The sequence below is a fragment of the Mucilaginibacter sp. RCC_168 genome, from assembly GCF_041355315.1.
In the GTDB taxonomy this organism is placed as follows: domain Bacteria; phylum Bacteroidota; class Bacteroidia; order Sphingobacteriales; family Sphingobacteriaceae; genus Mucilaginibacter.
The window spans coordinates 56860-78717 of the sequence record NZ_JBFUPN010000032.1; the positions used below are offsets into that span (position 1 = coordinate 56860).

The window sequence follows — 21858 nt, forward strand, 5'->3', positions numbered from 1 at the left end:
TTACACTTGGGCTGATTCCCAAATGTACAAATTCAAACCGTTATTGTTTTTTATGACCTCAAAACAATTTGTTTAACTTGGACCCCAACAGGTATATGAACAGCAGAAGGCATATTATCATCATTGGGGCAGGTTTCGCGGGCTTATCAGCGGCCTGTGTACTGGCCAAAGAGGGCTTTAAAGTCACCATATTGGAAAAGAACGATCAACCCGGCGGCCGGGCACGGGTTTGGGAAAAAGATGGTTTTAAATTTGATATGGGGCCCAGCTGGTATTGGATGCCTGATGTGTTCGAGAACTTTTTTGCCTTGTTTGATAAAAAACCTGCTGACTACTATCAACTCGAACGCTTAGACCCCGGATACCGCATCTATTACGGCCCCAATGATATAATGGATATACCCGCCAGTATGACCGAACTGGAAGCTCTTTTTGAGCAAACAGAACCGGGTAGCAGCATTGGCTTAAAAGATTTTTTAAAACAGGCTGCCTACAAATATAAAGTTGGCATGGGCGAATATGTATTCCGTCCCTCCCATTCTATCACCGAATTTATTGACTTTAACCTCATCAAAAAAAGCCTGAGCATACAGCTGCTAAGCAGTATGAGCAAGCATGTACGCCGGTATTTTAAAAATCCCCGGCTGATAAAACTGCTGGAGTTCCCGGTTTTATTTTTGGGTGCAACACCGCAAAATACGCCTGCCATGTACAGCATGATGAACTATGCCGATCTGGCCCTGGGTACCTGGTACCCGCAAGGGGGAATGAACCAGATTGTAAAGGCCATGGTGAATTTAGCCGAAGAGTTAGGCGTCGAACTTAAATTAAATACCGAAGTTGTTAACATCGAAATAAAGGATAATAGCGTCAATAATATAGATACCAGCCAAGGCACATTCCAGGCTGATTTTGTGATAGCCGGGGCTGATTATGAGCATGTTGACCAGCACCTGTTACCCAAATCGCATCGAAATTATACCGAAAAATACTGGAATAGCCGTACCATGTCGCCATCCAGCCTATTATTTTACATCGGCACAAACAAAAAGATAGCAGGTATAAAACACCACAATTTATTTTTTGACGAAGACTTTGAGCTACATGCCAGGGAGATATACACTTCGCCGCAATGGCCTACTAACCCGCTGTTTTATGTTTCCTGCACCTCTAAAACCGACCCTGGTGTAGCGCCCGAAGGCGGTGAAAACCTCTTTTTCCTGATGCCTATAGCACCTGGTTTACCCGATGATGAAAGTATCCGTGAAAAATATTTTGACCTGATGCTCAACCGGTTTAAGCACATTACCGGGCAGGATATCCGTGATTCCATCGTAGTGAAACGAAGTTATGCCTTGAACGATTTTAAGGCTGATTACCACTCTTTTAAAGGCAACGCCTACGGCTTAGCTAATACACTGGCGCAAACCGCTTTTTTTAAACCGGCCATGCGGGCTAAGCATGTTAAAAACATGTTGTATACTGGTCAGTTAACCGTTCCTGGACCCGGAGTACCGCCAGCTATTATATCCGGGCAAATAGTGGCTCAAGAGGTTATAAAAACCTTTAAATAAGTCCGGAAACGGCATTGTCATAAAAATGACGTAAACAAGTCGGTATATTACGGGGTGGAAAATCTTTTGAGCAAGCTACTTTTGTTGCATAAATCTAAATACTTAAACCATGAACAATTCTGAATTAGGACAAAAGATCAAAGCACTAAGAACATCAAAAGGACTAAGCCAGGAAGAGCTGGCTCAGCAAGCAGGCATTAGTTTACGAACCGTTCAGCGTATCGAAAATGATGAGGCCGAACCCAGAGGAGATACTTTAATAAGACTGGCAGCTGTTTTAAACATTAAACCCGAAGAACTTGCTGAAGTTGAAAAGCCAGAACCGGGGAATAAAAACCATATCGCTTTACTCAACCTGTCTGCGCTTGCTTTTATTGCTTTCCCTTTATTAGGCGTGCTGGTGCCCCTTATGCTATGGTCGTTTAATAAAGGCAAAATGAAGAACATTGACGAGGCCGGCAAGAAGCTCTTAAACTTTCAAATATCCTGGTGCATCGCTGTGCTTGTTGTTACTATTGGCACCATTACTGCCGGAATAATCAGCTCTGGTAATATAGGGGTTGAATTATTGTCGACCGTAGTTTTTGGACTTTATGGTATGTATATTTTAAACTTTGTATTTGTTATATCCAATACTATCAGGGCTTTAAACTCCCGGGGGATGTTCTATAAGCCTGCGGTACAATTCATTAGATAAATTTTAGCTAATTATCATACATCAGCGAGTAGATCTCCTGCATATAAATGGCTTCGGCCATGGCGGCGTGAAAATCTTCCCATTCTTCGGTAGTAAACGTAAGCTGTACATCATTAACAGGGGTGCGCATTACCAGTCGCTCCTGTCCGTCGGGAAAGGGGTGGGTGTGTTCGGCAAAATCAAGGTCGACCGTAAAATCCCTGAACTGCATAAACTGTTCGGGCGAAAAGCTCAGGATCAGGTTGTTATTCCAAATAAATATACAGCGGCACTCTGAGCACCGGCTAATTACCGATGCTCCAACCTGGCTTATGATTTTTGAATCGCACATAGGAGTGTTAATTAAGTTGGTGCCTGCCCGGCCGCAAAGCTATCGCACCGCAGCATTTGCTCAAGAGCAGGACTTTATATTTTAAACTGTTTTTTACAGGTATGTCCGTTTTCAATAGAAACAAAGCAATACATTATTTAGAATAAATCCAAATAAAAATAAAAAAAGCTTATTTACAATAACTTAGCAACAGGCAGTTATTTTGGGGATGATTTTGGTTTTGGTTACGATCTCTTCCTTTTCAAATGCACTGTAGCGGATTACCACATAACCTTTTTTACCGGGAGCTTTTTCAATAGGTTTAACGTCGGCTTCCCATTGGTTGCAGTGCGTTGAGAACGAAGGCACAACCTCCTGCCAGTGCTTGTGGGCCAGTGTGTACACGTAATAAGGGCTCCAGCAACTGGTGAACCACTCGGGCAGGATGCCTATTTCATCAGTACCGTTATTGTTCAGATCGCCGAGATTAGTAATAGTTCCGCCAATTGCATTGGGTATTGCCAGGGTAGGTATTTCGGGGTTAGACGATACAACCTTAATAGTACATCCGCTAACACAATCCTCGCCGCTATCGGCTATTTTGGGTCTAACTACCCAAACATATTCGGGTTTGCCGTCACCATTAAAGTCGCCCTTTATAGCGTCTTTAGGTATATCGTTATTTTTTTGCGCGAGACATACATGCGTTATAAAAACTAAACCTAATAAGAGTAATGTTTTAAACGGGAGCATAGGAAAATAAAGTATGATGAACTTACTATAGTATTTCTGTTAAGGTGTTAAACCAGGCCTTATCATGGGTATATATGCCGTTATAATCAATAATAAGGTACAAGTATTGTGTTTCGGTGGCAGAGAAATAGTACTCTATTCTTAAAGGCTGCCAAAGCATTCCCAGGCTTTTTTCGGCTGTTACGGGGAACAAATCATCAAAACCCAGGTATACCTGTTTAATATTGTCCAGTGGAATAATCAAATCTTCATCCCCCTCAATACCCTCAATGATCAGTTCGGCAGTAGTTAATGCGATATAGCCATTATGGCGTAGCAGTACCGGTGTCGACGTTACTAAACCTGCCAGTATCTTCTTGCTCTGGGATATGCCAGCCAGTTCATGATCATAGCTCCACTTAACATTGCCCTGCAGTAAAAATTTTTCGGCCATACCGGATTATTTTTAGGATTAGACGTTTACCCGTAAGTTAATATTGTTAAAAGTTAGGGTTTTTATCCAGCAAAAACTTTTTAAACTTATTATTTTAACACTTTTCTGCTCAAAAACGCATCAAAACAGCTCCAAAATCATTCGAAAAACATCGATTTTAACACTTTTTAACAAATTTCAACGCGCTTTTAATACGTTTTGAAACTTTAAAAAGTATTAATTTATTGGTTGCCAAATAACTATATACCAAACAGCTTTTTTTGGGGTCTTTTTTTCCTTTACCTAAACGGCCCGACTTTCTATTAAGAAAGCCGGGCCGTTGAAGTGTTATAAATATACGAATTTTTGTAGCAAGAAACCAGGGTTTTAGACTATGAGATTTTTGGACTTTTGGAGCAAAGACTCTCGCCTATTCACATGACATTTCTCCGCGCGTCATTGCGAGCTACGAAGCAATCCCGATAAGCAGGTTTGCTCTGTATAGTATAGAGATTGCTTCGTACCTCGCAATGACGCGTTTTTTTATGGATCGTTCCCTCGATTATACCCCCAAACAAAAAAGCCTTTCAAGTTAAACTTGAAAGGCTTTTATCATCTGCACATCTAAAATCTGCACATCCGCACATCTTGTTTTACGACATCAGTTTGATAAAATCATCAAACAAATACCTTGAATCGTGCGGGCCGGGAGATGATTCCGGGTGATATTGTACCGAGAATGCTTTTTTATCTTTTACACGGATCCCTTCGATAGATTGGTCGTTCAGATTCACGTGGGTGATCTCTACTTTGTCAGATGCACGCACAGCCTCGGGCACTACCCCAAAACCGTGGTTTTGTGAAGTTACCTCGCAGTGGTTGATAATAATATTTTTTACCGGGTGATTTAAACCGCGGTGACCATTAAACATTTTTTTGGTTGGGATATCATTTGCCAAAGCCAGCAACTGGTGACCTAAACAGATCCCAAACATCGGTTTTTCGGAAGCCAGGATTGATTTTACTGTTTCAATAGCATAAGGCATAGCGGCCGGATCGCCGGGGCCGTTTGATATAAAGTATCCTGTTGGGGCAAAATCTTGCTCCATTTCGGCAAAGGTGGTTTTTGCAGGGAACACCTTGGCGTAAACGTCACGGTCGTCAAAATTACGCAGGATGTTTTTCTTAACACCCAGGTCGAGCACGGCAACACGGTATTTCGCGCTCTCGTCACCAAAAGTATAGGTTTCTGTGGTAGATACTTTTGATGACAGCTCCAGCCCGTCCATAGACGGTACTTCAGCAAGTTTGGCTTTTAGCTCATCAATATCCAGTATCTCCGAAGATATAATCGCGTTCATAGCGCCTTTGTCGCGGATATGACGCACCAGCTGGCGGGTATCCACATCAGATATGCCTACCAGGTTTTGCGACTGGAAGTAATCCTGTATCGATTCATCGGCCTGTTTACGGCTGTAAGCAATGTTATAGTTTTTACAAACCAAACCCGCTATCTGGATATTTCCAGATTCAACCTCCTCGTTGGTAATACCATAGTTACCAATATGCGCGTTGGTAGCCACCATGATCTGGCCAAAGTACGATGGATCTGTAAAAACTTCCTGATAACCGGTCATTCCGGTATTAAAGCATATTTCGCCGGTAGTAGTACCGATCTTCCCTGCGGCTTTACCGTGAAAAACGGTTCCATCATCCAATAATAGTATAGCCGGTAATTTGGTGAAGTAGGTCATTTATCAAAAAAATTGAAAGGATTAATAAATCGGATCGCCTGGTTCAAAGCCCCGTGAAAACTGATAGAAATATTGAAGTAAGGAACTTCCTGATTCACACAGCAAAAATACAGTTTTATTTCGGATTTCGGATGTGGCATTTGGGATTTTTTTATATTTTGGATTACCTATATTGGGAATTTCAGATTTTCGTTCCTTCAGGGACTGCTGGAAGTAACCCTGAAGTGTGCATAAGCGGCTAAAGCCTCCGGGGCTGCTGCGAGAGACCCTGAGAGGACAAAAATCTGTTTAAATCGCGGTTCAGACAAAATCAAAACTTCCGAATTCCCCAAATCCGAAATCGAAATTCCGAATTCCGAAATTAATAGTAACCTTTGCATAGCGGAAACATAAATCCGATAGCGAATATCCGAAACCCGAAATAAAACATGTCAATACATAAAGAAGTTAAAAGGATCACTACACATATTGTGCAGGAAATGAAGAACCGTGGCGAGAAAATCGCGATGCTTACCGCGTATGATTACTCCATGGCAACTATTGTTGACGATGCAGGAATGGACATTATCCTGGTAGGCGATTCGGCCTCAAACGTGATGGCCGGTCATGAAACCACCCTGCCTATAACGCTCGATCAGATGATCTATCACGCCTCATCAGTAGTGCGTGCGGCCAAACGCGCGCTGGTGATTGTCGATCTTCCTTTTGGCTCCTACCAGGGTAACTCCAAAGAAGCTCTGAATTCGGCCATCCGTATCATGAAAGAATCAGGCGCCCATGGCGTTAAAATGGAAGGCGGCATTGAAATAGCCGAATCGGTAACCCGTATACTCACCGCCGGCATACCGGTGATGGGTCACCTGGGACTAACACCCCAATCTATTTATAAGTTTGGCACCTACACCGTACGCGCCAAGCAAGAGGCCGAAGCACAGAAATTACGCGAAGATGCCCGCACCTTACAGGAGCTTGGCTGCTTTGCCATTGTAGTTGAAAAGATACCTGCAAAACTGGCCAAAGAGGTAGCCGAAAGCGTACAAATACCTATTATAGGCATAGGGGCCGGGCAGCATTGCGATGGCCAGGTATTGGTGATACATGACATGCTGGGGATTAACAAAGGGTTTAAACCCCGTTTTTTACGCCAGTACGCCAATTTATACGAGCAAATGAACGGTGCCATCAAAAATTACGTAAGCGATATTAAATCAAAAGATTTCCCGAACGAACAGGAACAATATTAAGTTGATTTCGGATTTTGGATGTTCGATTTCGGATTTATGGAAATTTCGAATTTTTTGATGTTTGAATAAATACTTAAATCCGAAATCCCACATCCGAAATCCGAATTAATAATAAATCTCAAATAAAAAGATGCGTCCCGAATTTAATTATACCAGTTACGATATTACTGATAAGGACATCCTTTATGAGGACAATCACCTTATTGCCGTAAACAAACGCGCCGGTGATATTGTACAGGTTGATGAAACAGGCGATGAACCGCTGGATGAAAAGGTTAAAAAATACATCGCCCAAAAATATAACAAACCCAACGGCGCGTTTTTAGGTGTGGTGCACCGGCTGGACCGCCCCGTAAGCGGTGTTATCCTTTTTGCTAAAACCAGCAAGGCTTTGGACCGCATCAACAAGATGTTCAAGGCCCGCGACATGCACAAAACCTATTATGCCGTGGTACGCAAACGCCCGCAACCAGAAGCGGGTACCCTGGTGCATTGGCTGGTAAAAAACTCACAGAAAAATGTAACCAAAGCGCATGATAAAGAAGTGCAGGGCAGTTTACGATCCGAACTACATTACAAACTGGTTGCCGAACTTAACGGTTATTACCTGATTGAGGTTGACCCGATAACCGGCAGACCTCACCAGATCAGGGTGCAGCTATCTACCCTGGGCACACCTATCGTAGGCGATAATAAATATGGCTATCCCCGCGGCAGTCTGCGCAAAAGTATTTGCCTGCATGCCCGCAAGCTAACTTTTGTACATCCCGTTAAAAATGAACCAGTGACTATCATAGCCCCAGTTCCGCACGATGGTTTCTGGGAAAAGTTTGAAGGAATGATGGTGGGGGCTTAGGGGATAGAGCAGGAAGTGGTGCGGTGATAACACCGACCACAGGCTAAATTGTTGGCGATAACAAATATGGCTATCCACGCGGCAGCCTGCGCAAAAGCATTTGCCTTCACGCGCGCAAGCTAACTTTTGTGCATCCTGTTAAAAATGAACCCGTAGCCATCATAGCCCCAGTTCCACACGATGGTTTCTGGGAGAAGTTTGAAGGAATGATGGTGAGGGCTTAGGGGATAGAGGAGGAAGTGGTGCGGTGATAACACCGACCACAGGCTAAATAATAACATTGATCGTACGCACCACAGACTTTTGTTTCCAGCTTGTGGTCGGTGTTATTACCGCACCACTATCACCGCATCATTACCATGCATTTCCAGCCTATGGTCGGTGTTATCACCGCACCATCACCATGCACAGCTTAAATGTGATCCATATAGTGTGTCAGCAATTCATTATCTTCATTCAATATGTAATATCTGGCTGATGAGTAAACATAGTCCTTAGGCAAATTACAAAGTCCGGCTTTAACCGGGTTATCGTGTATATAATCCAATTTTTGCTCCAATACATTTCTGTTATATAACGTTGCTTTATGCGGCCTGCGTTCCCAAAATTGGTAATCCCTGTCATTTTGGGTGCTCTTGTAATTTTTAAGATCCGCTGAATTATTTATTAAATTAAACTTTAGTTGTTGAGCAGTAAATTTACTCAAGTGTTGCTGCACATTCTTATTTAGCCATTCAGGTTGTTTACACCAGATGATGTGTACATGATTTGGCATTATTATATAACCATACAGCCATATCCTTTTATCTTTAACTAAAAAGTTAAGGCTATCTATTATAATTTGTTTGCGATCATGTGATTGCAGCAAAGGCTGCCAGTTAAGACATGTAGCTGTGAAAAATTCAATCCCTTGATGCATGAACTAAGATAATAAAAAAGTGGTGTGGTGATAACACCGACCACAGGCTGCAACTCCATTACCCTGGTACATGCTCTAAAATAACAAATTAAGTTATATAGTGGTACGGTGATAACACCGACCACGGGCTGGGAAGCAGGGATATCTAAATACAACATAAAGCTTGTGGTCGGTGTTATCACCGCACCACAAGCTTTTGATTTTTGACCCTACTCTACAGCCCCAGTACGGTGTTCCAGATTTTTTCATCCACCAAAACACCTTCTTTTAAATTCTGAGCGCGTGTTTTCAGGGTGTTTTCGCCGGGATATGATATGGTTGATCCGGCATGTTCCGGCCGACTGGTTTTGGTATAAGCGATGACCTCTTCAATTAACGCGGTGGTTTGCTCATCATCTTTAGGCTTTATGCAGATAAACACCTGCGAAATACCGGCCTCCGTTTTCTCTTTGCTGATCCGTGCGGTAGAATTGCCGCCGCTTAAAACGGTTGCAAGCAGATCGAGCACCAGCGAAAGCCCCGAGCCTTTCCAAAAACCAATAGGCAGTACCCGTTCTGATTGCAGGATGGCCGCAGCATTGGTACTTAAATGTCCTTCACTATCATAACCACCGGGCAGCGGCAGTTCCTCCCCGCTTGCTTCGTACTGTTTTAATTTACCAACCGCATATTGCGATATGGCCATATCCAGCACCACATGCCCATTTTTACGGGGCACAGCTATAACTAACGGATTATTGCCCAAACGCGGATCAAGGCCACCCCAGGGCGGTAAATTGGCAATAGTATTGGTAAAGCAAATGCCAATGTAACCAGCTTCGGCAGCTTGCCAGCCATAAGTACCGCCACGCATCCAGTGATTAGTATTTTTAATGGCCACACAGCCTATACCGTTTTGGTTGGCCAGTTCCATGGCGCGGTTCATACATATGCCGGCGTTGAGCATTCCGGGGCCATAATTACCGCTCCATTGCTCAATAGCGCCCAGGCCGCCTTCCTTTACAGGTCCGGCGTCGGGCTTAACCCAGCCATCTTTTACAAATTGTACAAAAACCGGAAAACGGTTTAGGCCATGGGTATACACACCATCCCGGCTGTTTTCGGCAAAAATGGAGGCACATTTTTCGGCTTTTTCAATAGTAAAATCAAGGTTGAGTAATATCCGTTTAAATTCGGCTTTAAGTTTTTCAAAAGGTATACGCATGGTAGATATGTAAAAAGTCAAAAGTAAAAATAAAACAACCGGATCGGGTTTTGTTTTCCTGGGATAAAACACCTAAATAGCATATTAAAATAATTTCAGTGTAAAAGAGTTATAATTACATCCTGGTTGCCAACTAATAACCGGGAATATTTATTTTTGCCTGCATCATTTCTATGAAAAATAAAACCCTTTTAGTTTTTGTTTTAGGCTTAGTTATCATTAACCTGCTGAGTAACTCCTGTAAAAAAGATGCCGACAGCAATATACCACATTTGCTCACCGCAGGTACCTGGCTACTGGCTACTGTACAGGTTAACAATTATGTTGGTGATGCACAGATTGGCACCACGGACACTTTATACGTTGGCTGCGACTCGACCCAGACATTTACTTTCAATACCAATAATACTTGCACATTTGTGAATTTTGCCTGTTTGGCCCAAAAAACAACCGGCAACTGGTCGCTTACTCAGAATCGACTTTATTTAGTATCAGACATGACGTGCAAGGATACTACGGGCAACGCAGGAGCAGCTATAAAAGATACACAGCCTTTTACCAATGCGCAGATATCTACATTGGGGGTTTATTCCCTGGTATTGCAAACCGGCGATGTGCAGCCGAATTACTCAGCAACCTCCAGGCGAAGGATTGTGCGGTATGGATTTATCAAGCAAAAAGCGGTAACACAATAAGTAAACTTTTATATTTGGATCATGATACCAATGATTTGTTATAATAAAATTACCAGTAGCCTAAAACAAATCCCTATATATAAACATTTACAGGTAACATCATCACCTTTGAAAAGCCCCAAATTTTAATGAAGAAACGAATTGCCATTTTTGCTTCAGGTTCAGGGTCAAATGCCCAAAAGTTAATGGAGCATTTTAAACGCAATGCCGATGCCGAAGTAGTGCTGATACTCACCAACAATCCCCAGGCTTATGTATTACAACGGGCCGATAATTTTGAGGTACCATCGCACATATTTACCAGACATGAATTTTTTGAAACCGACGATGTGATCAGGCTGCTTAAAAATCTGCAGGTTGATTTGATAGTACTGGCAGGCTTTTTATGGCTGGTGCCCGCATCGTTATTAAAAGCTTTCCCCAACAAGATTATTAACCTTCACCCTGCCTTGTTACCCAAATATGGTGGCAAAGGCATGTATGGCGACAATGTGCACAAAGCCATCCTGGAAGCCGGGGAAGAGGAAAGCGGCATTACCATACATTTTGTAAATGAGCAGTTTGATGAAGGCGAAATTATTCATCAATCCAAATTCAGGATTGAGCCAGGTGATAATCTGGAAATGATCAAATTTAAAGGTCAGCAACTGGAGCATCATCATTTTCCAAAAGTTGTAGAAGCTTTATTGAAGAAGATGAAGAGTTAAGCATGCCAAAGTGACTGTAATTTTATACATTAGTCACTTATTAGTTGTATGCCTAACCATAAAAATGCCTTCGACCTGCTTCGTGTAATTTTTGCCATCATGGTATTGGTTTCGCATGGTTATATGATTACCGGTGCCGGTACCGAGCCGCTACAATTATTTTCAAAAGGCCAGATCGTTCTGTCGGAAATTGGGGTGATGGGCTTTTTTTCGTTAAGCGGTTATTTAATAGCTGCCAGTTTTGACAGGTCGCCCAACATTGTAAGATTCATTAGGAACAGGTTCCTCAGATTGTTTCCCGGCTATTGGGTTTGCCTCATCGTTACCGCCTTTGTAATTGCCCCAGCTATTTTTTACATCAACAATAAAAACATTGCCGGTTTCAATTTCTGGAACGTAAACGGATCCTTTTCGTTTGTTTATCAAAATGCTTTTTTAACTATGCGGCAATGGAGTGTTGGCAACGTTTTGCAATATTCATTATACAAAGATTCCCTTAACGGTAGCCTATGGAGTTTGTTCCCGGAGGCATTATGTTATGGACTTACCTTGTTTTTAGGATTGTTTGGCTTGTTAAATAAAAATAAGCAAGCGCTTCTTTTGCTGTTTATTTTAGTGTATACCATCTACGTGGTTAATCTGTACCCCGGAACACCATTTGGCCCAACATTTTTAACCCTGTCAAACGCCCGGAAATTATATACCTGTTATGTATGCGGTACCTGTTTATACGTTTTCAGAAACGAAATTTTTATTGATGCAAAAGGGCAGCTATTTATTTTTTTGGCATCCTTTGCCCTTATTAAATTTGGCGGTTTTTTAATGATAGCTCCAGTAAGCATTGCTATTTTAGGAGTTAAAGGGTTCTCGAACTTCCAGGTTTCGTTAAAGTACGATATTTCATACGGCCTGTATATTTATGCCTTCCCGATACAGCAGCTGTTGTTTAGGGTTTTCAATCCGGCAATACCTGTTATATGGTATTTGGCCGCTTGTATTGCATTAACGGGTATTGTCGCATTAATAAGTTTCATATGGGTTGAACGCCCGTTTTTGCGACTCAAACAACCGCAAACCATTAAGCCGGAAGTCATAAAAACTGGTGCCTAACGATATACCGTAAGTACGTGGATTACCTAAGTGCGATGCGCCAAAGTCATAGGCATAATCAATATATTTTTTATTTGCGATATTGCTTTCCCAGAAAACAGACTGAAGTTTTTGGTCTTGTAAGGTTATATTCCTTTTATTTTTTTGTCGCTAATAACAAGCATAGCTTCGTTTGCATCCAGTTGGTTCAATATGCGAAATTGCTTGCCGTCCTGTTCATTGTAATTCTTAAAAAATGCTTCCAGCTGACTTATCATATTTTCTGGCAAGTCGCCTATATCGATAATATTAGCATATACTGATGATTTTTCAGCAACGCCGAGGTACCTGTCATTGCGCAAAGTTTTGCCATTCTTTTCAGTTTGTTCGCATTGCAGTACGCCAATAATACGACATCCCATTTCCAGGCCAGGGAAGCCGCTGATCTCTGAAAGGACGATGACGTCGAGCGGGTCGCCGTCCTCACCTTTAGTTCCGGGAATCATTCCGAAGTCATAAGGGAAGACCAATCCGGACGGTAAAACTCTATTTAACTTAAAAGAGTGTTTTTCTTGGTCGTATTTGAGTTTATAGTTGATACCCTTTGGGCATTCAATCATAGCAGTTATAGTTTGCATAGCTGGTTGCTTATCCGGTTGATCTCAATTGTTTTCATCAGAGTTAATTCTGTCAGGCACCCTTTTTTGCAGTCAGGCTGCTCATCAATTGGTCATAAAGATCATTGCTTTTTGCAGTTTTCGGTTTCAGCTTTTTAATGGTTGGACGTTTGCCCTTGGCTTTCGCTTCAATCAATCTGAGCAATTCAGAATGGTATTCATCTTTGTATCCGGATAGATCCAGCGGCGCTGCATATTGGTTGATCAGCGCCAGTCCCATATCCAGCTCTTTTTTACTCACCGTCACCTTATCGTCCAGTTTGAGCTCGTCCTGATCACGGATCTGCTGTTCAAAACGGATGCGGGTCACTACAATGGATTTTTTAACAGGGTGGATAATGCACAAATTTTCTGTACTTCGTAAAACAAATCGCGCTAATCCTGCCTTACCGGATTTCTTCAGCGCTTCCAGCAGCAAGGCATAGGCTTTGTTATTCTTTGTTTCCGGTTCTGTATAGTATGAAGTTTCGTACAGCATAGGATTCACCTCGTCCATATCCACAAAATTTTCGATCTCGATCACCCTGCTTTTTTCAGGTGCCGCTGCTTCAAAGTCGGATTCCTCCACAATGATATAGTCATCATCATATTTATATCCTTTTACAATCTTGTCATAAGGGACTTCCTTTTTGGTGTTTTCATTCACCCGCTGGAACTTGATATGCGCATGATCGCGGCTGTCCAGCATGTCCAGATCCAGTGACGAAGTTTGAACTGCCGAGTATAATTTGACCGGGATGCTGACAAGGCCAAATCCGATCGAACCTTTCCAGATACTTCTCATAGCTTTAATTTTCGAATATTATCATTGATTCCATGAGGATGGTGAGCCTCGATCTGATCTGCCAGCAGATGCAGAACATGCTCATCTATCCGGCCGGGATTCTGGCATATGTGCAGGAATTGATGGTCATCAGGTTCAAAACTGGCCACATAAACCCCATTCTCAAATACGCGGAACTTACACTTTTCATCGTCATAATGAACATATTCACCTACTTCAAAATGATGTACTTTTTTGTTTGTACTGATGGTGATGGGATAATTTTCCATACGTTAAGGCTTTTTATTACAACTATTTCAGCAAGATTTTGTTTAGCTATTATATAAAACCAAAAGAAAAAAAGTATCAATAGATTTTGCTGTTTGCCAAAATCTATTGATAAACATTTGTTGACGACCTGGGGCAAATCGATGTATTTTTCCGCTCATGATCTTTGTCTTATAATGATACAAGATTATTTCAAATCACCGTTCAGTGTGTTATCGCCGGAAGCCGCCAGGGTATACCGATAAATACGGCAATCCTACACAAAAGTTTGACAGCCAGTTTATCATGAAGATCTGAGCTTAATTTCGAGGTTCATTATAAGCCGGTATCTAAACGTACTACCATCGATGAAGGCGTTATTGCAACCCGCTATTAAAGTGCATGTTGTTTTATTAAATAATTAATTATTAATACAAAAACAATAGTTTAAAGAAAATGTACTTATTATATATCATCAACAAAACCTATTATGAAAATCAAGACCAAAATTATACTATTGGCACTTTCCAAAAGTTTGGCAGCGTGCAAGAGCGAAAAAAATAACTCAACGCAAGACAGTAGTTTCACAAGTATGGGAGTAAGGAGCGGGGAAGGTGCATCTGGTGTTCCAGACTGATACAACCAAACGCAGTACAGTACACTGATCACCAACCACAACTGATAATTTACTTTTAAACTTTTTCAATATGTTATTACCATTCGCATTTGTATTTATTGGCGTATTTATCATTGTCGCCATTTTTCTCATTATCAGGAGAACAAAGCGTAAAGATTAGTAAACAGGAGGGCGCTAAGCATATTGTAATAATTGCTTAATGGACACTTCTATTTCGTTAACAAATTTAATTTCCCTAATATGAGCTTTATAAGAACACAAGTAATATTTGCGAAAAAAGCCATTTTGCTACTTCCTTTCATAGCTTTGGTTGCAAGTTGTAAAAGCAATTCTTCGGATAAGAAAACAGGTGGAACTGATAGTTCTGCTTCTGTAAAACAGACTGCAAAGGCAAGAAATTCTGAAGCCGATACGAGTGCGATGAAAATAGGGACGGAGCCTACCGGGGGCGGAGCTGGCTCTAACATAGGTAAAGACCTGATTGCTAAAGCGGATTGTAATACCTGTCATAAGCTGGATACAAAGCTGATAGGACCCGCATTTCAGGATATAGCAGCTAAATATCCGGCCTCTGAAGCAAACATTGAAATGCTTTCAAAAAAAATCATCACGGGCGGAAAAGGAAATTGGGGAGATATTGCAATGACACCGCATCCTTCTTTATCTGAAAGCGATGCTAAAGAAATGGCTAAATATGTTTTATCGTTGAAGAAATAAGTTTACTTGTCTGTAAATATACCGGTAACCCCCCAGTTATAAAAAACTGAAATAAACCAGGCGCTGAAAAGTATGGCTGGAGTAAAACAGGATGTTGGCTCTGAACAATGTGGCTACAAATATTCGTCATCTTTCCTGCTCAAGCAGAAGAGACTTGTTTTAATATACCACTTAAAGGAGTAATAGCCTGCTTTAATTTAAAAATTCATTAATCCTGACCAACCAATGGCCAATGAGGGCGACCAGGAAAATGCCGAAGCTTACGAAGCTAACGAGTTGCCTTAATTTGATGAAAAATCATCAACCATATTAAATGTGGGTACAAAAAACAGGCTCCCGGTTTTGGCTGTGCTAAAATCTAATATCCTGTCATAATTCCCTTCGGGCGAACCTATGAACATGTTACTCAGCATCTGCTGCACCGTGCTGAATGTACTTGCATAGGCTATAAAATAGGTACCCATTTCATTAGTTGACATACTGCCAAAAGGCATATTATCCCGAACAATTTTAAGTTCGTCGCCAACATTGGCTAAAGCTATATGAGAATTGGATGGTTTTACGTCATCACTCATTTCTATGTCATTCGCTTTGTACCGTCCTATTACCTTCTCCTGTTGCTCTGTAGAGAGTCCTTTCCAGGCAGTTAGGTTATGAATATATTTTTGTGTAAAAAGATAGCTCCCGCCCTCATAAACAGGATCTTCATCGGCCACCATGCTAAAAAACTCCCTGTCTTGTCCATGTGGGTTTTCGGTACCATCAACAAAACCCAAAATAGAGCGGCTGTCCCAATACCTGAAACCATGAATTTCTTCTGTACTGATAGCCACAGGACTTAAAAGATCCGTAATGGCAGATGTCATATCATAACAGATACTGGTAGTATCGGCCCTGATATGAAAATGCAGATCTCCTTTGGTAGAAACCGCTGTGTGTTTATCGCCTGCGATGGGCGCAAAATTCGTTAATTCTTTAGGTAATGGAAGAGGGAGCCCAAGCCTGAGCCAGGCATCGTGTCCAATGCCCATCACACAGCTTGCCCGGGAAATAGGGAAACGGATATTCGCAGAATTATTAAGGTTGATGATCAGCTTACAAAGTTGACTGAAAGTATCTTTAACCTCCAGGCCATCCTTAAAGCTCCAAACCATAAATATAGTGTTGTTATTGGTATAGTCTGTTACATTCTGCGAATCCGGCTTCATAAGTTATACTATATATCTGTTGTGTGGTACGAAAATAAGTAAAATCGTCAACAGCATTAAATTATAAAACCATTAATTCTGATCCTGAAAATCGGCGCCTATAGTAGTTGCTTTCCACGCTTCCAGTTCATTAGCCATAGCGGCCAGTTTTTCTGATGCACGATTATAGGCATCCTGACCGAGGTACAGATGTAATGGGGGGTGCTGATTTTCAGAGATCCGGATCAGTATATCTGCGGCCTTATCCGGATTGCCTGGTTGTTTACCGTTGGCTGCCAGGTAACGCTCCTGTGTATCTTTAACCGCCTGGTAACCTTCAATTTTACTTTCGGTATAAGCCAATGAATTTTGAGTGAGAAAACCAGTCCGGAAACCTGATGGCTCAACCACGGTTACCTTAATACTAAACTCCTTAACATCAAGCGCTAAAACTTCAGAAAAGGCTGTTACGGCGGCTTTGGTAGCCGAATATATTGACCACCCAGGTGCACCTGCAAAACCGGCAACAGAACTCATATTAATGATAAAGCCGGCTTTTTGCCTGCGCATAACGGGCAGTACACTCCGGGTAACATTAATGGTAGCCAGAACATTCACATCAAAAATGTTTTTGATATCCTGCTCCACTATCTCTTCTGCGGTACCGGCCATGCCGTAGCCGGCATTATTAACCAGCACATCAATTTGCCCGAAGGCGGTAATGGTTTGCCTGATCGATTCTTCTATGCAATCCAGGTTATTCAAATCCACCGCCAGCGGAAGAAAGCGATCTGTATCTATCACGCCAACAGCATCTTTAAGAGTCTGCGCATTGCGCGAGGTAGCGGCTACCAGGTAGCCATTGTGCAATAGCTTTTTTACCAGGTTAAGCCCCAACCCTTGTGAGGCCCCGGTTACGTACCATACTTTTGACGAGTTCATAGCTTGTTTGTTTTAAATCAGCATTGATTTTAGGCTATCATGATCTTTGATGTCTCCTCGATTAAGGATTGCATCAAAATCGCGGCCTTGGTATGTTTGAGTATAGGCGCGATTTGCCCGCCCCAGAACAGCACCATATTCCATTTTTGTTGCTCAAGCGCCGCTTTTCTTAACGATGACATGAAAGTAGTTTGCAAGGGAAATGGCAGAAATTGTTTCTCTTTTCCCACTAAATCTTTAGCCACCCTGCTGGTAATACCACGACCAAGCCGACCTGTAAAGGCGCGTGATAGTGTGGTATATTTAGCCGCATCAGAAAATAACATTTGCCGGTGAATGGGTAAGGCACCCGATTCATCACAGGCCAGGAATGCGGTACCAATTTGCGCGGCATCCGCACCCAAAGTGAGGGCTGCCGCTATACCGCGACCGCTTGCGATACCGCCCGCGGCTATGATAGGCGTTTTTACTTTCTCTTTGATCAACTGGACCAGTACAAAAGTTCCGGTGGTTGATTGTTCGGCAGAGGCTAAAAATGAGGGCCGGTGACCGCCGGATTCAAAACCCGAGGCGATGATCATATCTACACCTGCCGCTTCCAGTGCAATTGCTTCATCAAGCGTTGTGGCAGCGCCAACCGTTTTAATGCCCTGTTTACGGCATTGTTCCAGGATATCTGCAGAGGGTATGCCAAACATAAAACTGAATACTTTTGGACGGGTGCTCAGTATTACTTCAACCTGGTTTTCAAAGCGGGGTTTAAAAACTGCTGGCTTTTGGGGCAAGGGGATTCCGGCTTCATCAAAATAGGGTTTGAATAAAGCTTTAGCCTGCTCAAAATGCTCATCCGCAATAGTACCGTCCACCGCATCAGTATCAGAAACCCACAGGTTGATATTGTAGGGTTTGTTGGTGGCCGCCTTTATCTGTTTATCCTTTTCATAAATCTCCTGCGGACTCAAAGTATAAGCTCCAAATCCACCTAAACCACCCGCGTTGGATACCGTAGCTACCAGTTCAACCGATGATAGTCCGCCGCCGAATGGCCCCTGCATAATGGGATATTCAATGCCTAATATTTCCGTTGCTTTTGTGTTATACCACATGATTTTATAATTTTTTATTGCTTTATACTGTAATTATTTTGAAGGATTAGCTGCTTAACCCCGACAAATGGATTACCTCAATCTTATCGTTTTTTATCTTCCCTTTCACGTAATCAAAGAACGCAGCGGCATAGGCATAAGTTTTATGTAACTCAAAAGCTTCCTGGTTTTTATACACCTCATAATTGACCATCATTTGCGGTGAATCATCCCTGGTGTTCACCTGAAATAATTCGCAACCTGTTTCCTTGCGGGTTTCCGCAGCCATGGCAATCATTGCATGCTTTACCTCTGCCTCAAACCCTGGGAGTATATCTATGTTGGCGATCAACGTAATCTTGTTATCCATGACCAAAATATTTATTGTTTATTGAGCGATATCGCTGATCATTTTATTAACGATGAGCCATTTGCCCTCAATCTGGTGGAATGACAGGAACTCATGATAATTGAAATCATACATTTTTACCTTTACTTCGGCAACGGCTATGGAATTTACTACTCTGATATCAATAATTTCACCTTTAAATGGTTTGCCAGAGTCTTTGGGGCTTTGGCGGTTTGCCACGCCATCTAAATATTGTTCCAACGTTTTGGCATAAGGCTGGCCTTTTACATCACCAAATAATAAGGTGCCGTTATAGTAAATTTTGCTTAATGAGTTAACATCCCCTTCGTATATTCCTTTGAAGTAAGTGTTTTCGAGTACCTTGGTAATGGCAGCTCTACTTTGCTGATTATTTTCCATTTTCTTAAAATTTTGTGCTTTAATGTTCTGTAAGGTACAGAACATTAAAGCGGTTAATAAAAGGGTTTTCATATCAATTTAAATTATGTCCGGCAGCCATACCACCATCAACATTGATGATAGCGCCGGTAATGAACTTACTCTTGGCAACGGTATAAACCATTTCGGCAATGTCTTCTACTTCGCCCACACGGTTCAGCAAATGCAGCCCCGCGCTTTGATCGGCATTGTCACCATGCATAGGAGTGCGGATGGTGCCGGGCGCGATGGTATTCACCCGGATGTTATCCTTACCAAACTCACTTGCCAGTTGTATAGTAAGCGCTTGTATGGCCCCCTTTGATGCCATTTGCGCCGTAATAGGCACCCCGGTAAGCGAGTGGTTAACCAATGGTGTACCAATGTTGATCACTATGCCATCGTGCTGTTTCAACATTTGTGGTATAACCGCCTGAGTGGTAAAGTAAGTGCCTTTGAGGTTGGTGTTCAGAAAACGGTCGAGGTAGGCTTCATCCACTTCTAGAAAAGGCCTGGTTTCAAATATACCGGCATTGTTTACCAGCACATCTGCCGAACCAAATTTTTCGATGGCCTTGGCTACCAGTTGTTCGCCGGTTTGTTTATGGCTTACATTGCCTGCAACCATGGCCAGGTTATCTCCTGCACCCAATTCGTTAAAAACTTGCTCCAGTTTGTGAGCGGTAGAAGAATTGATCACTACATTATCGCCCTTTTCCAAAAAATAACGGGCTATTTCTTTACCGATACCTGATGATGCGCCGGTAACGATGACGGTTTGTTTTTTCATTGTTTTATTTTTTATCGGCTGTGATGCCTTTTTCTCTTAGTACAGATACTTGTTCGCCGGCATAGCCCCAATCGTCCAGGTCAACTTCCTGTATCACTACATGGGTTAAATGCGGGTCTTTGTTTAGCGTGTTGGTTAACAAATCAGTTACACCTTTTATTAAGGCTTGTTTTTGTTCACGGGTGACTCCTTCACGGGTGATCTCGATTTTTACGAATGGCATGGCTGTAGGTTTTTAAGCTAAGGTTGTTTCTGCAACAGCGTTAGCGGTGATAGTTACATGTAGTTCAAACTCATTGTAGATCAAGGTATCGCCCAGATCTTTGAAGAAATTACCTGAACGGAACTTCATTCCGTATTTGGTACGATCGATCACGATTTTTCCAGATGCGGTAATTACATCACCGGCATGATCAATCTGCGCGTCAAACGCTACCGGATGGGTAAGGTCTTTAATGGTCAGGTCGCCATCAATATGATAAACGCCATTACCCTTAGGGGCAGATGCGGTGATCACGAACAATGCTTCGGGATATTGTTTGGAATTGAAGAAATCCTCAGAAGCCAGGTGACCGGCAAATTGGGCGTTGGTGGCAGGATCGGTTATATCCAGGATGTTGATCGATGTAGTATCGATAATAAAGCGGCCGCCTGTAAGCTGGCCATCGTTTAAAGTTAAGGAACCTTCTTTAACAGAGATAGTTCCGTTATGTGCGCCGGTTACTTTGCGCCCGGTCCAGTCGATGTTACTTTTAGCGCTTGCGATTTTAAAATTTTGTGTTTCCATGTTTGTATGTCTTTAATGACAATACAAATGTGGGGAGGAATGAAGAGGAACTTACGTGACCTACATCACATTTAAAAAGGCAGGTAAATTAAGTGATATACATCACATTTTCAGTGCTGATAGAGCCTGCTCAGGGTTTCCCGGGAAACCCCCAAATAGGCGGCAATTAAGTGTTTGGGGACGATATTGTATAGGGCAGGATATAGGGCCAGCAGCTCCTCATAGCGATGTTTGGCATCATTATTCATAAATGATAGTAACCTTTTTTGAGATGCAACATAACCCCTGTTGGTACGCCAGCGAAAAAAATGCTCCACCTGATGGATCTCGTTACAGAGTTTTTCCCGGTCCTCGTTTGACAGGTAAAGCACTTCGGCATCTGTAATACAATCCAAATTGATCGTAGCTTTCGCGTTGCTGTAAAGCGCGTTATAATCTGATGCCCACCAGGTGGGCATGGCAAATTGGAGGATGAACATTTTCAGGTCATCGTTTATATAAAATGATTTGAGGCAGCCATCCAGCACAAAATATTCATAATCTACCGTATCACCAGCGGCAATAATAACCTGCCCCTTCTTAAAAGACCGCTGTTTGAAATGCGAAAAGAGATAATCGAACTGCTCATCTGTTAACGATATAGTTTTAGCGATATGCGCCTGGAGTATTTCTTTTGCTTGCATCAAATCAAAAATACTTAATGCATTTAACATTTTGTATAGCTATGATGCGTTCAATTAATCAGCCTATTTCGACGAACAAAAAGTGAGTTTACATGTAAATCCGCTTTTTAGCACTAAAACTAAATTAACTAATTGATTATTAATTATTTATATTAATGTAAACCGTAAAAAGTGTAAACCATGTAAACCCACTTTTTGTAACGAAATGGCCAATCGTGTTAGGGATTAAGAAAGTCATTTTTAATTCCCTCCCGTGGGGCTACTGTGTGGACACAAGTATGCTATAAAAGTTCGATTTTTGCGAAATGGATGAACCTATAAA

General features: G+C 42.1%; 26 protein-coding genes and 1 pseudogene. 9 read left to right on the forward strand and 18 right to left on the reverse strand.

Features of this window, described 5'->3' with window-relative positions:
- Positions 1-95: 95 nt before the first annotated feature.
- Together AB6735_RS25290 and AB6735_RS25295 are read left to right on the forward strand one after the other, a co-directional pair.
- Positions 96-1574: a phytoene desaturase family protein gene (locus tag AB6735_RS25290; protein WP_370998978.1), complete on the forward strand. Its 1479-nt coding sequence runs from the start codon at positions 96-98 to the stop codon at positions 1572-1574.
- Positions 1575-1683: 109 nt separating this feature from the next.
- Positions 1684-2271 (forward strand): DUF4870 domain-containing protein, encoded by a 588-nt coding sequence (locus AB6735_RS25295; RefSeq protein WP_370998979.1) that lies wholly within the window; start codon positions 1684-1686, stop codon positions 2269-2271.
- Between the two features lie 7 nt (positions 2272-2278).
- On the opposite strand, the gene AB6735_RS25300 is transcribed toward AB6735_RS25295, so the two are convergent.
- From AB6735_RS25300 to carA, 4 genes are all read right to left on the reverse strand, one after another.
- Positions 2279-2602 (reverse strand): DUF6686 family protein, encoded by a 324-nt coding sequence (locus AB6735_RS25300; protein WP_370998980.1) that lies wholly within the window; start codon positions 2600-2602, stop codon positions 2279-2281.
- 183 nt (positions 2603-2785) lie between these two features.
- Positions 2786-3334: an FG-GAP repeat domain-containing protein gene (locus AB6735_RS25305; protein WP_370998981.1), complete on the reverse strand. Its 549-nt coding sequence runs from the start codon at positions 3332-3334 to the stop codon at positions 2786-2788.
- Between the two features lie 25 nt (positions 3335-3359).
- Complete coding sequence (locus tag AB6735_RS25310) at positions 3360-3767, reverse strand: hypothetical protein (RefSeq protein WP_370998982.1); 408 nt, start codon at positions 3765-3767, stop codon at positions 3360-3362.
- A 632-nt stretch (positions 3768-4399) separates the two neighbouring features.
- Positions 4400-5500 (reverse strand): glutamine-hydrolyzing carbamoyl-phosphate synthase small subunit, encoded by a 1101-nt coding sequence (carA, locus tag AB6735_RS25315; RefSeq protein WP_370998983.1) that lies wholly within the window; start codon positions 5498-5500, stop codon positions 4400-4402.
- A 428-nt stretch (positions 5501-5928) separates the two neighbouring features.
- On the opposite strand from carA, the gene panB reads away from it, so the two are divergent.
- The 3 genes and pseudogenes from panB to AB6735_RS25330 all read left to right on the forward strand — a co-directional run.
- On the forward strand, positions 5929-6744 hold the full coding sequence (panB, locus tag AB6735_RS25320; protein WP_370998984.1) for a 3-methyl-2-oxobutanoate hydroxymethyltransferase: 816 nt from the start codon (positions 5929-5931) through the stop codon (positions 6742-6744).
- 130 nt (positions 6745-6874) lie between these two features.
- Entirely contained in the window at positions 6875-7600 is a 726-nt protein-coding gene (locus tag AB6735_RS25325; protein WP_370998985.1) for an RluA family pseudouridine synthase, read from the forward strand.
- A gap of 47 nt (positions 7601-7647) precedes the next feature.
- Positions 7648-7824: pseudogene (locus tag AB6735_RS25330) on the forward strand (RNA pseudouridine synthase); the annotation flags it as partial.
- 188 nt (positions 7825-8012) lie between these two features.
- On the opposite strand, the gene AB6735_RS25335 reads toward AB6735_RS25330, so the two are convergent.
- Together AB6735_RS25335 and yiaK are read right to left on the reverse strand one after the other, a co-directional pair.
- The gene (locus tag AB6735_RS25335) at positions 8013-8375 is read right to left on the reverse strand and encodes a hypothetical protein (protein WP_370998986.1); all 363 of its coding nucleotides are present in this window, start codon (positions 8373-8375) and stop codon (positions 8013-8015) included.
- A gap of 358 nt (positions 8376-8733) precedes the next feature.
- Positions 8734-9723, reverse strand: a complete 990-nt coding sequence (gene yiaK, locus AB6735_RS25340; RefSeq protein WP_370998987.1) for a 3-dehydro-L-gulonate 2-dehydrogenase — start codon at positions 9721-9723, stop codon at positions 8734-8736.
- 173 nt (positions 9724-9896) lie between these two features.
- Here yiaK and AB6735_RS25345 point away from each other — a divergent pair, with 173 nt between their 5' ends.
- From AB6735_RS25345 to AB6735_RS25355, 3 genes are all read left to right on the forward strand, one after another.
- Entirely contained in the window at positions 9897-10418 is a 522-nt protein-coding gene (locus AB6735_RS25345) for a hypothetical protein (protein ID WP_370998988.1), read from the forward strand.
- A 128-nt stretch (positions 10419-10546) separates the two neighbouring features.
- Entirely contained in the window at positions 10547-11125 is a 579-nt protein-coding gene (gene purN, locus AB6735_RS25350; protein WP_370998989.1) for a phosphoribosylglycinamide formyltransferase, read from the forward strand.
- Between the two features lie 48 nt (positions 11126-11173).
- Positions 11174-12235 carry an acyltransferase family protein gene (locus tag AB6735_RS25355; RefSeq protein WP_370998990.1) on the forward strand — a complete coding sequence of 354 codons (1062 nt, stop codon included), beginning with the start codon at positions 11174-11176 and terminating at the stop codon, positions 12233-12235.
- Positions 12236-12360: 125 nt separating this feature from the next.
- Here AB6735_RS25355 and AB6735_RS25360 read toward each other — a convergent pair whose 3' ends face one another.
- Genes AB6735_RS25360 through AB6735_RS25370 form a run of 3 tightly spaced genes read right to left on the reverse strand, consistent with a single transcriptional unit; the run spans position 12361 to position 13944 of the window.
- On the reverse strand, positions 12361-12852 hold the full coding sequence (locus AB6735_RS25360; protein WP_370998991.1) for an inorganic diphosphatase: 492 nt from the start codon (positions 12850-12852) through the stop codon (positions 12361-12363).
- 52 nt (positions 12853-12904) lie between these two features.
- Positions 12905-13675 carry a Ku protein gene (locus AB6735_RS25365; RefSeq protein WP_370998992.1) on the reverse strand — a complete coding sequence of 257 codons (771 nt, stop codon included), beginning with the start codon at positions 13673-13675 and terminating at the stop codon, positions 12905-12907.
- Positions 13672-13944, reverse strand: a complete 273-nt coding sequence (locus AB6735_RS25370; RefSeq protein ID WP_370998993.1) for a hypothetical protein — start codon at positions 13942-13944, stop codon at positions 13672-13674. The genes AB6735_RS25365 and AB6735_RS25370 overlap by 4 nt, the downstream gene beginning before the upstream one ends.
- 854 nt (positions 13945-14798) lie before the next feature.
- On the opposite strand from AB6735_RS25370, the gene AB6735_RS25375 reads away from it, so the two are divergent.
- Positions 14799-15275 (forward strand): c-type cytochrome, encoded by a 477-nt coding sequence (locus AB6735_RS25375; protein WP_370998994.1) that lies wholly within the window; start codon positions 14799-14801, stop codon positions 15273-15275.
- Positions 15276-15556: 281 nt separating this feature from the next.
- On the opposite strand, the gene AB6735_RS25380 is transcribed toward AB6735_RS25375, so the two are convergent.
- The 9 genes from AB6735_RS25380 to AB6735_RS25420 all read right to left on the reverse strand — a co-directional run bounded on the left by AB6735_RS25380 (position 15557) and on the right by AB6735_RS25420 (position 21566).
- A complete protein-coding gene (locus AB6735_RS25380) occupies positions 15557-16483 on the reverse strand; it encodes a Dyp-type peroxidase (RefSeq protein ID WP_370998995.1) in 927 nt (308 codons plus the stop codon).
- 72 nt (positions 16484-16555) lie between these two features.
- Positions 16556-17404, reverse strand: a complete 849-nt coding sequence (locus AB6735_RS25385) for an SDR family NAD(P)-dependent oxidoreductase (protein ID WP_370998996.1) — start codon at positions 17402-17404, stop codon at positions 16556-16558.
- A 29-nt stretch (positions 17405-17433) separates the two neighbouring features.
- Complete coding sequence (locus AB6735_RS25390; RefSeq protein WP_370998997.1) at positions 17434-18510, reverse strand: NAD(P)H-dependent flavin oxidoreductase; 1077 nt, start codon at positions 18508-18510, stop codon at positions 17434-17436.
- 46 nt (positions 18511-18556) lie between these two features.
- Positions 18557-18859 (reverse strand): putative quinol monooxygenase, encoded by a 303-nt coding sequence (locus AB6735_RS25395; protein ID WP_370998998.1) that lies wholly within the window; start codon positions 18857-18859, stop codon positions 18557-18559.
- 18 nt (positions 18860-18877) lie between these two features.
- Complete coding sequence (locus AB6735_RS25400) at positions 18878-19330, reverse strand: nuclear transport factor 2 family protein (RefSeq protein ID WP_370998999.1); 453 nt, start codon at positions 19328-19330, stop codon at positions 18878-18880.
- A 1-nt stretch (position 19331) separates the two neighbouring features.
- The gene (locus tag AB6735_RS25405) at positions 19332-20066 is read right to left on the reverse strand and encodes an SDR family NAD(P)-dependent oxidoreductase (protein ID WP_370999000.1); all 735 of its coding nucleotides are present in this window, start codon (positions 20064-20066) and stop codon (positions 19332-19334) included.
- A gap of 4 nt (positions 20067-20070) precedes the next feature.
- Positions 20071-20289 (reverse strand): 4-oxalocrotonate tautomerase family protein, encoded by a 219-nt coding sequence (locus AB6735_RS25410; RefSeq protein WP_090472492.1) that lies wholly within the window; start codon positions 20287-20289, stop codon positions 20071-20073.
- Between the two features lie 12 nt (positions 20290-20301).
- Complete coding sequence (locus tag AB6735_RS25415) at positions 20302-20853, reverse strand: YceI family protein (protein WP_370999001.1); 552 nt, start codon at positions 20851-20853, stop codon at positions 20302-20304.
- Between the two features lie 110 nt (positions 20854-20963).
- Positions 20964-21566: a Crp/Fnr family transcriptional regulator gene (locus AB6735_RS25420; protein WP_370999002.1), complete on the reverse strand. Its 603-nt coding sequence runs from the start codon at positions 21564-21566 to the stop codon at positions 20964-20966.
- Positions 21567-21858 lie beyond the last annotated feature (292 nt).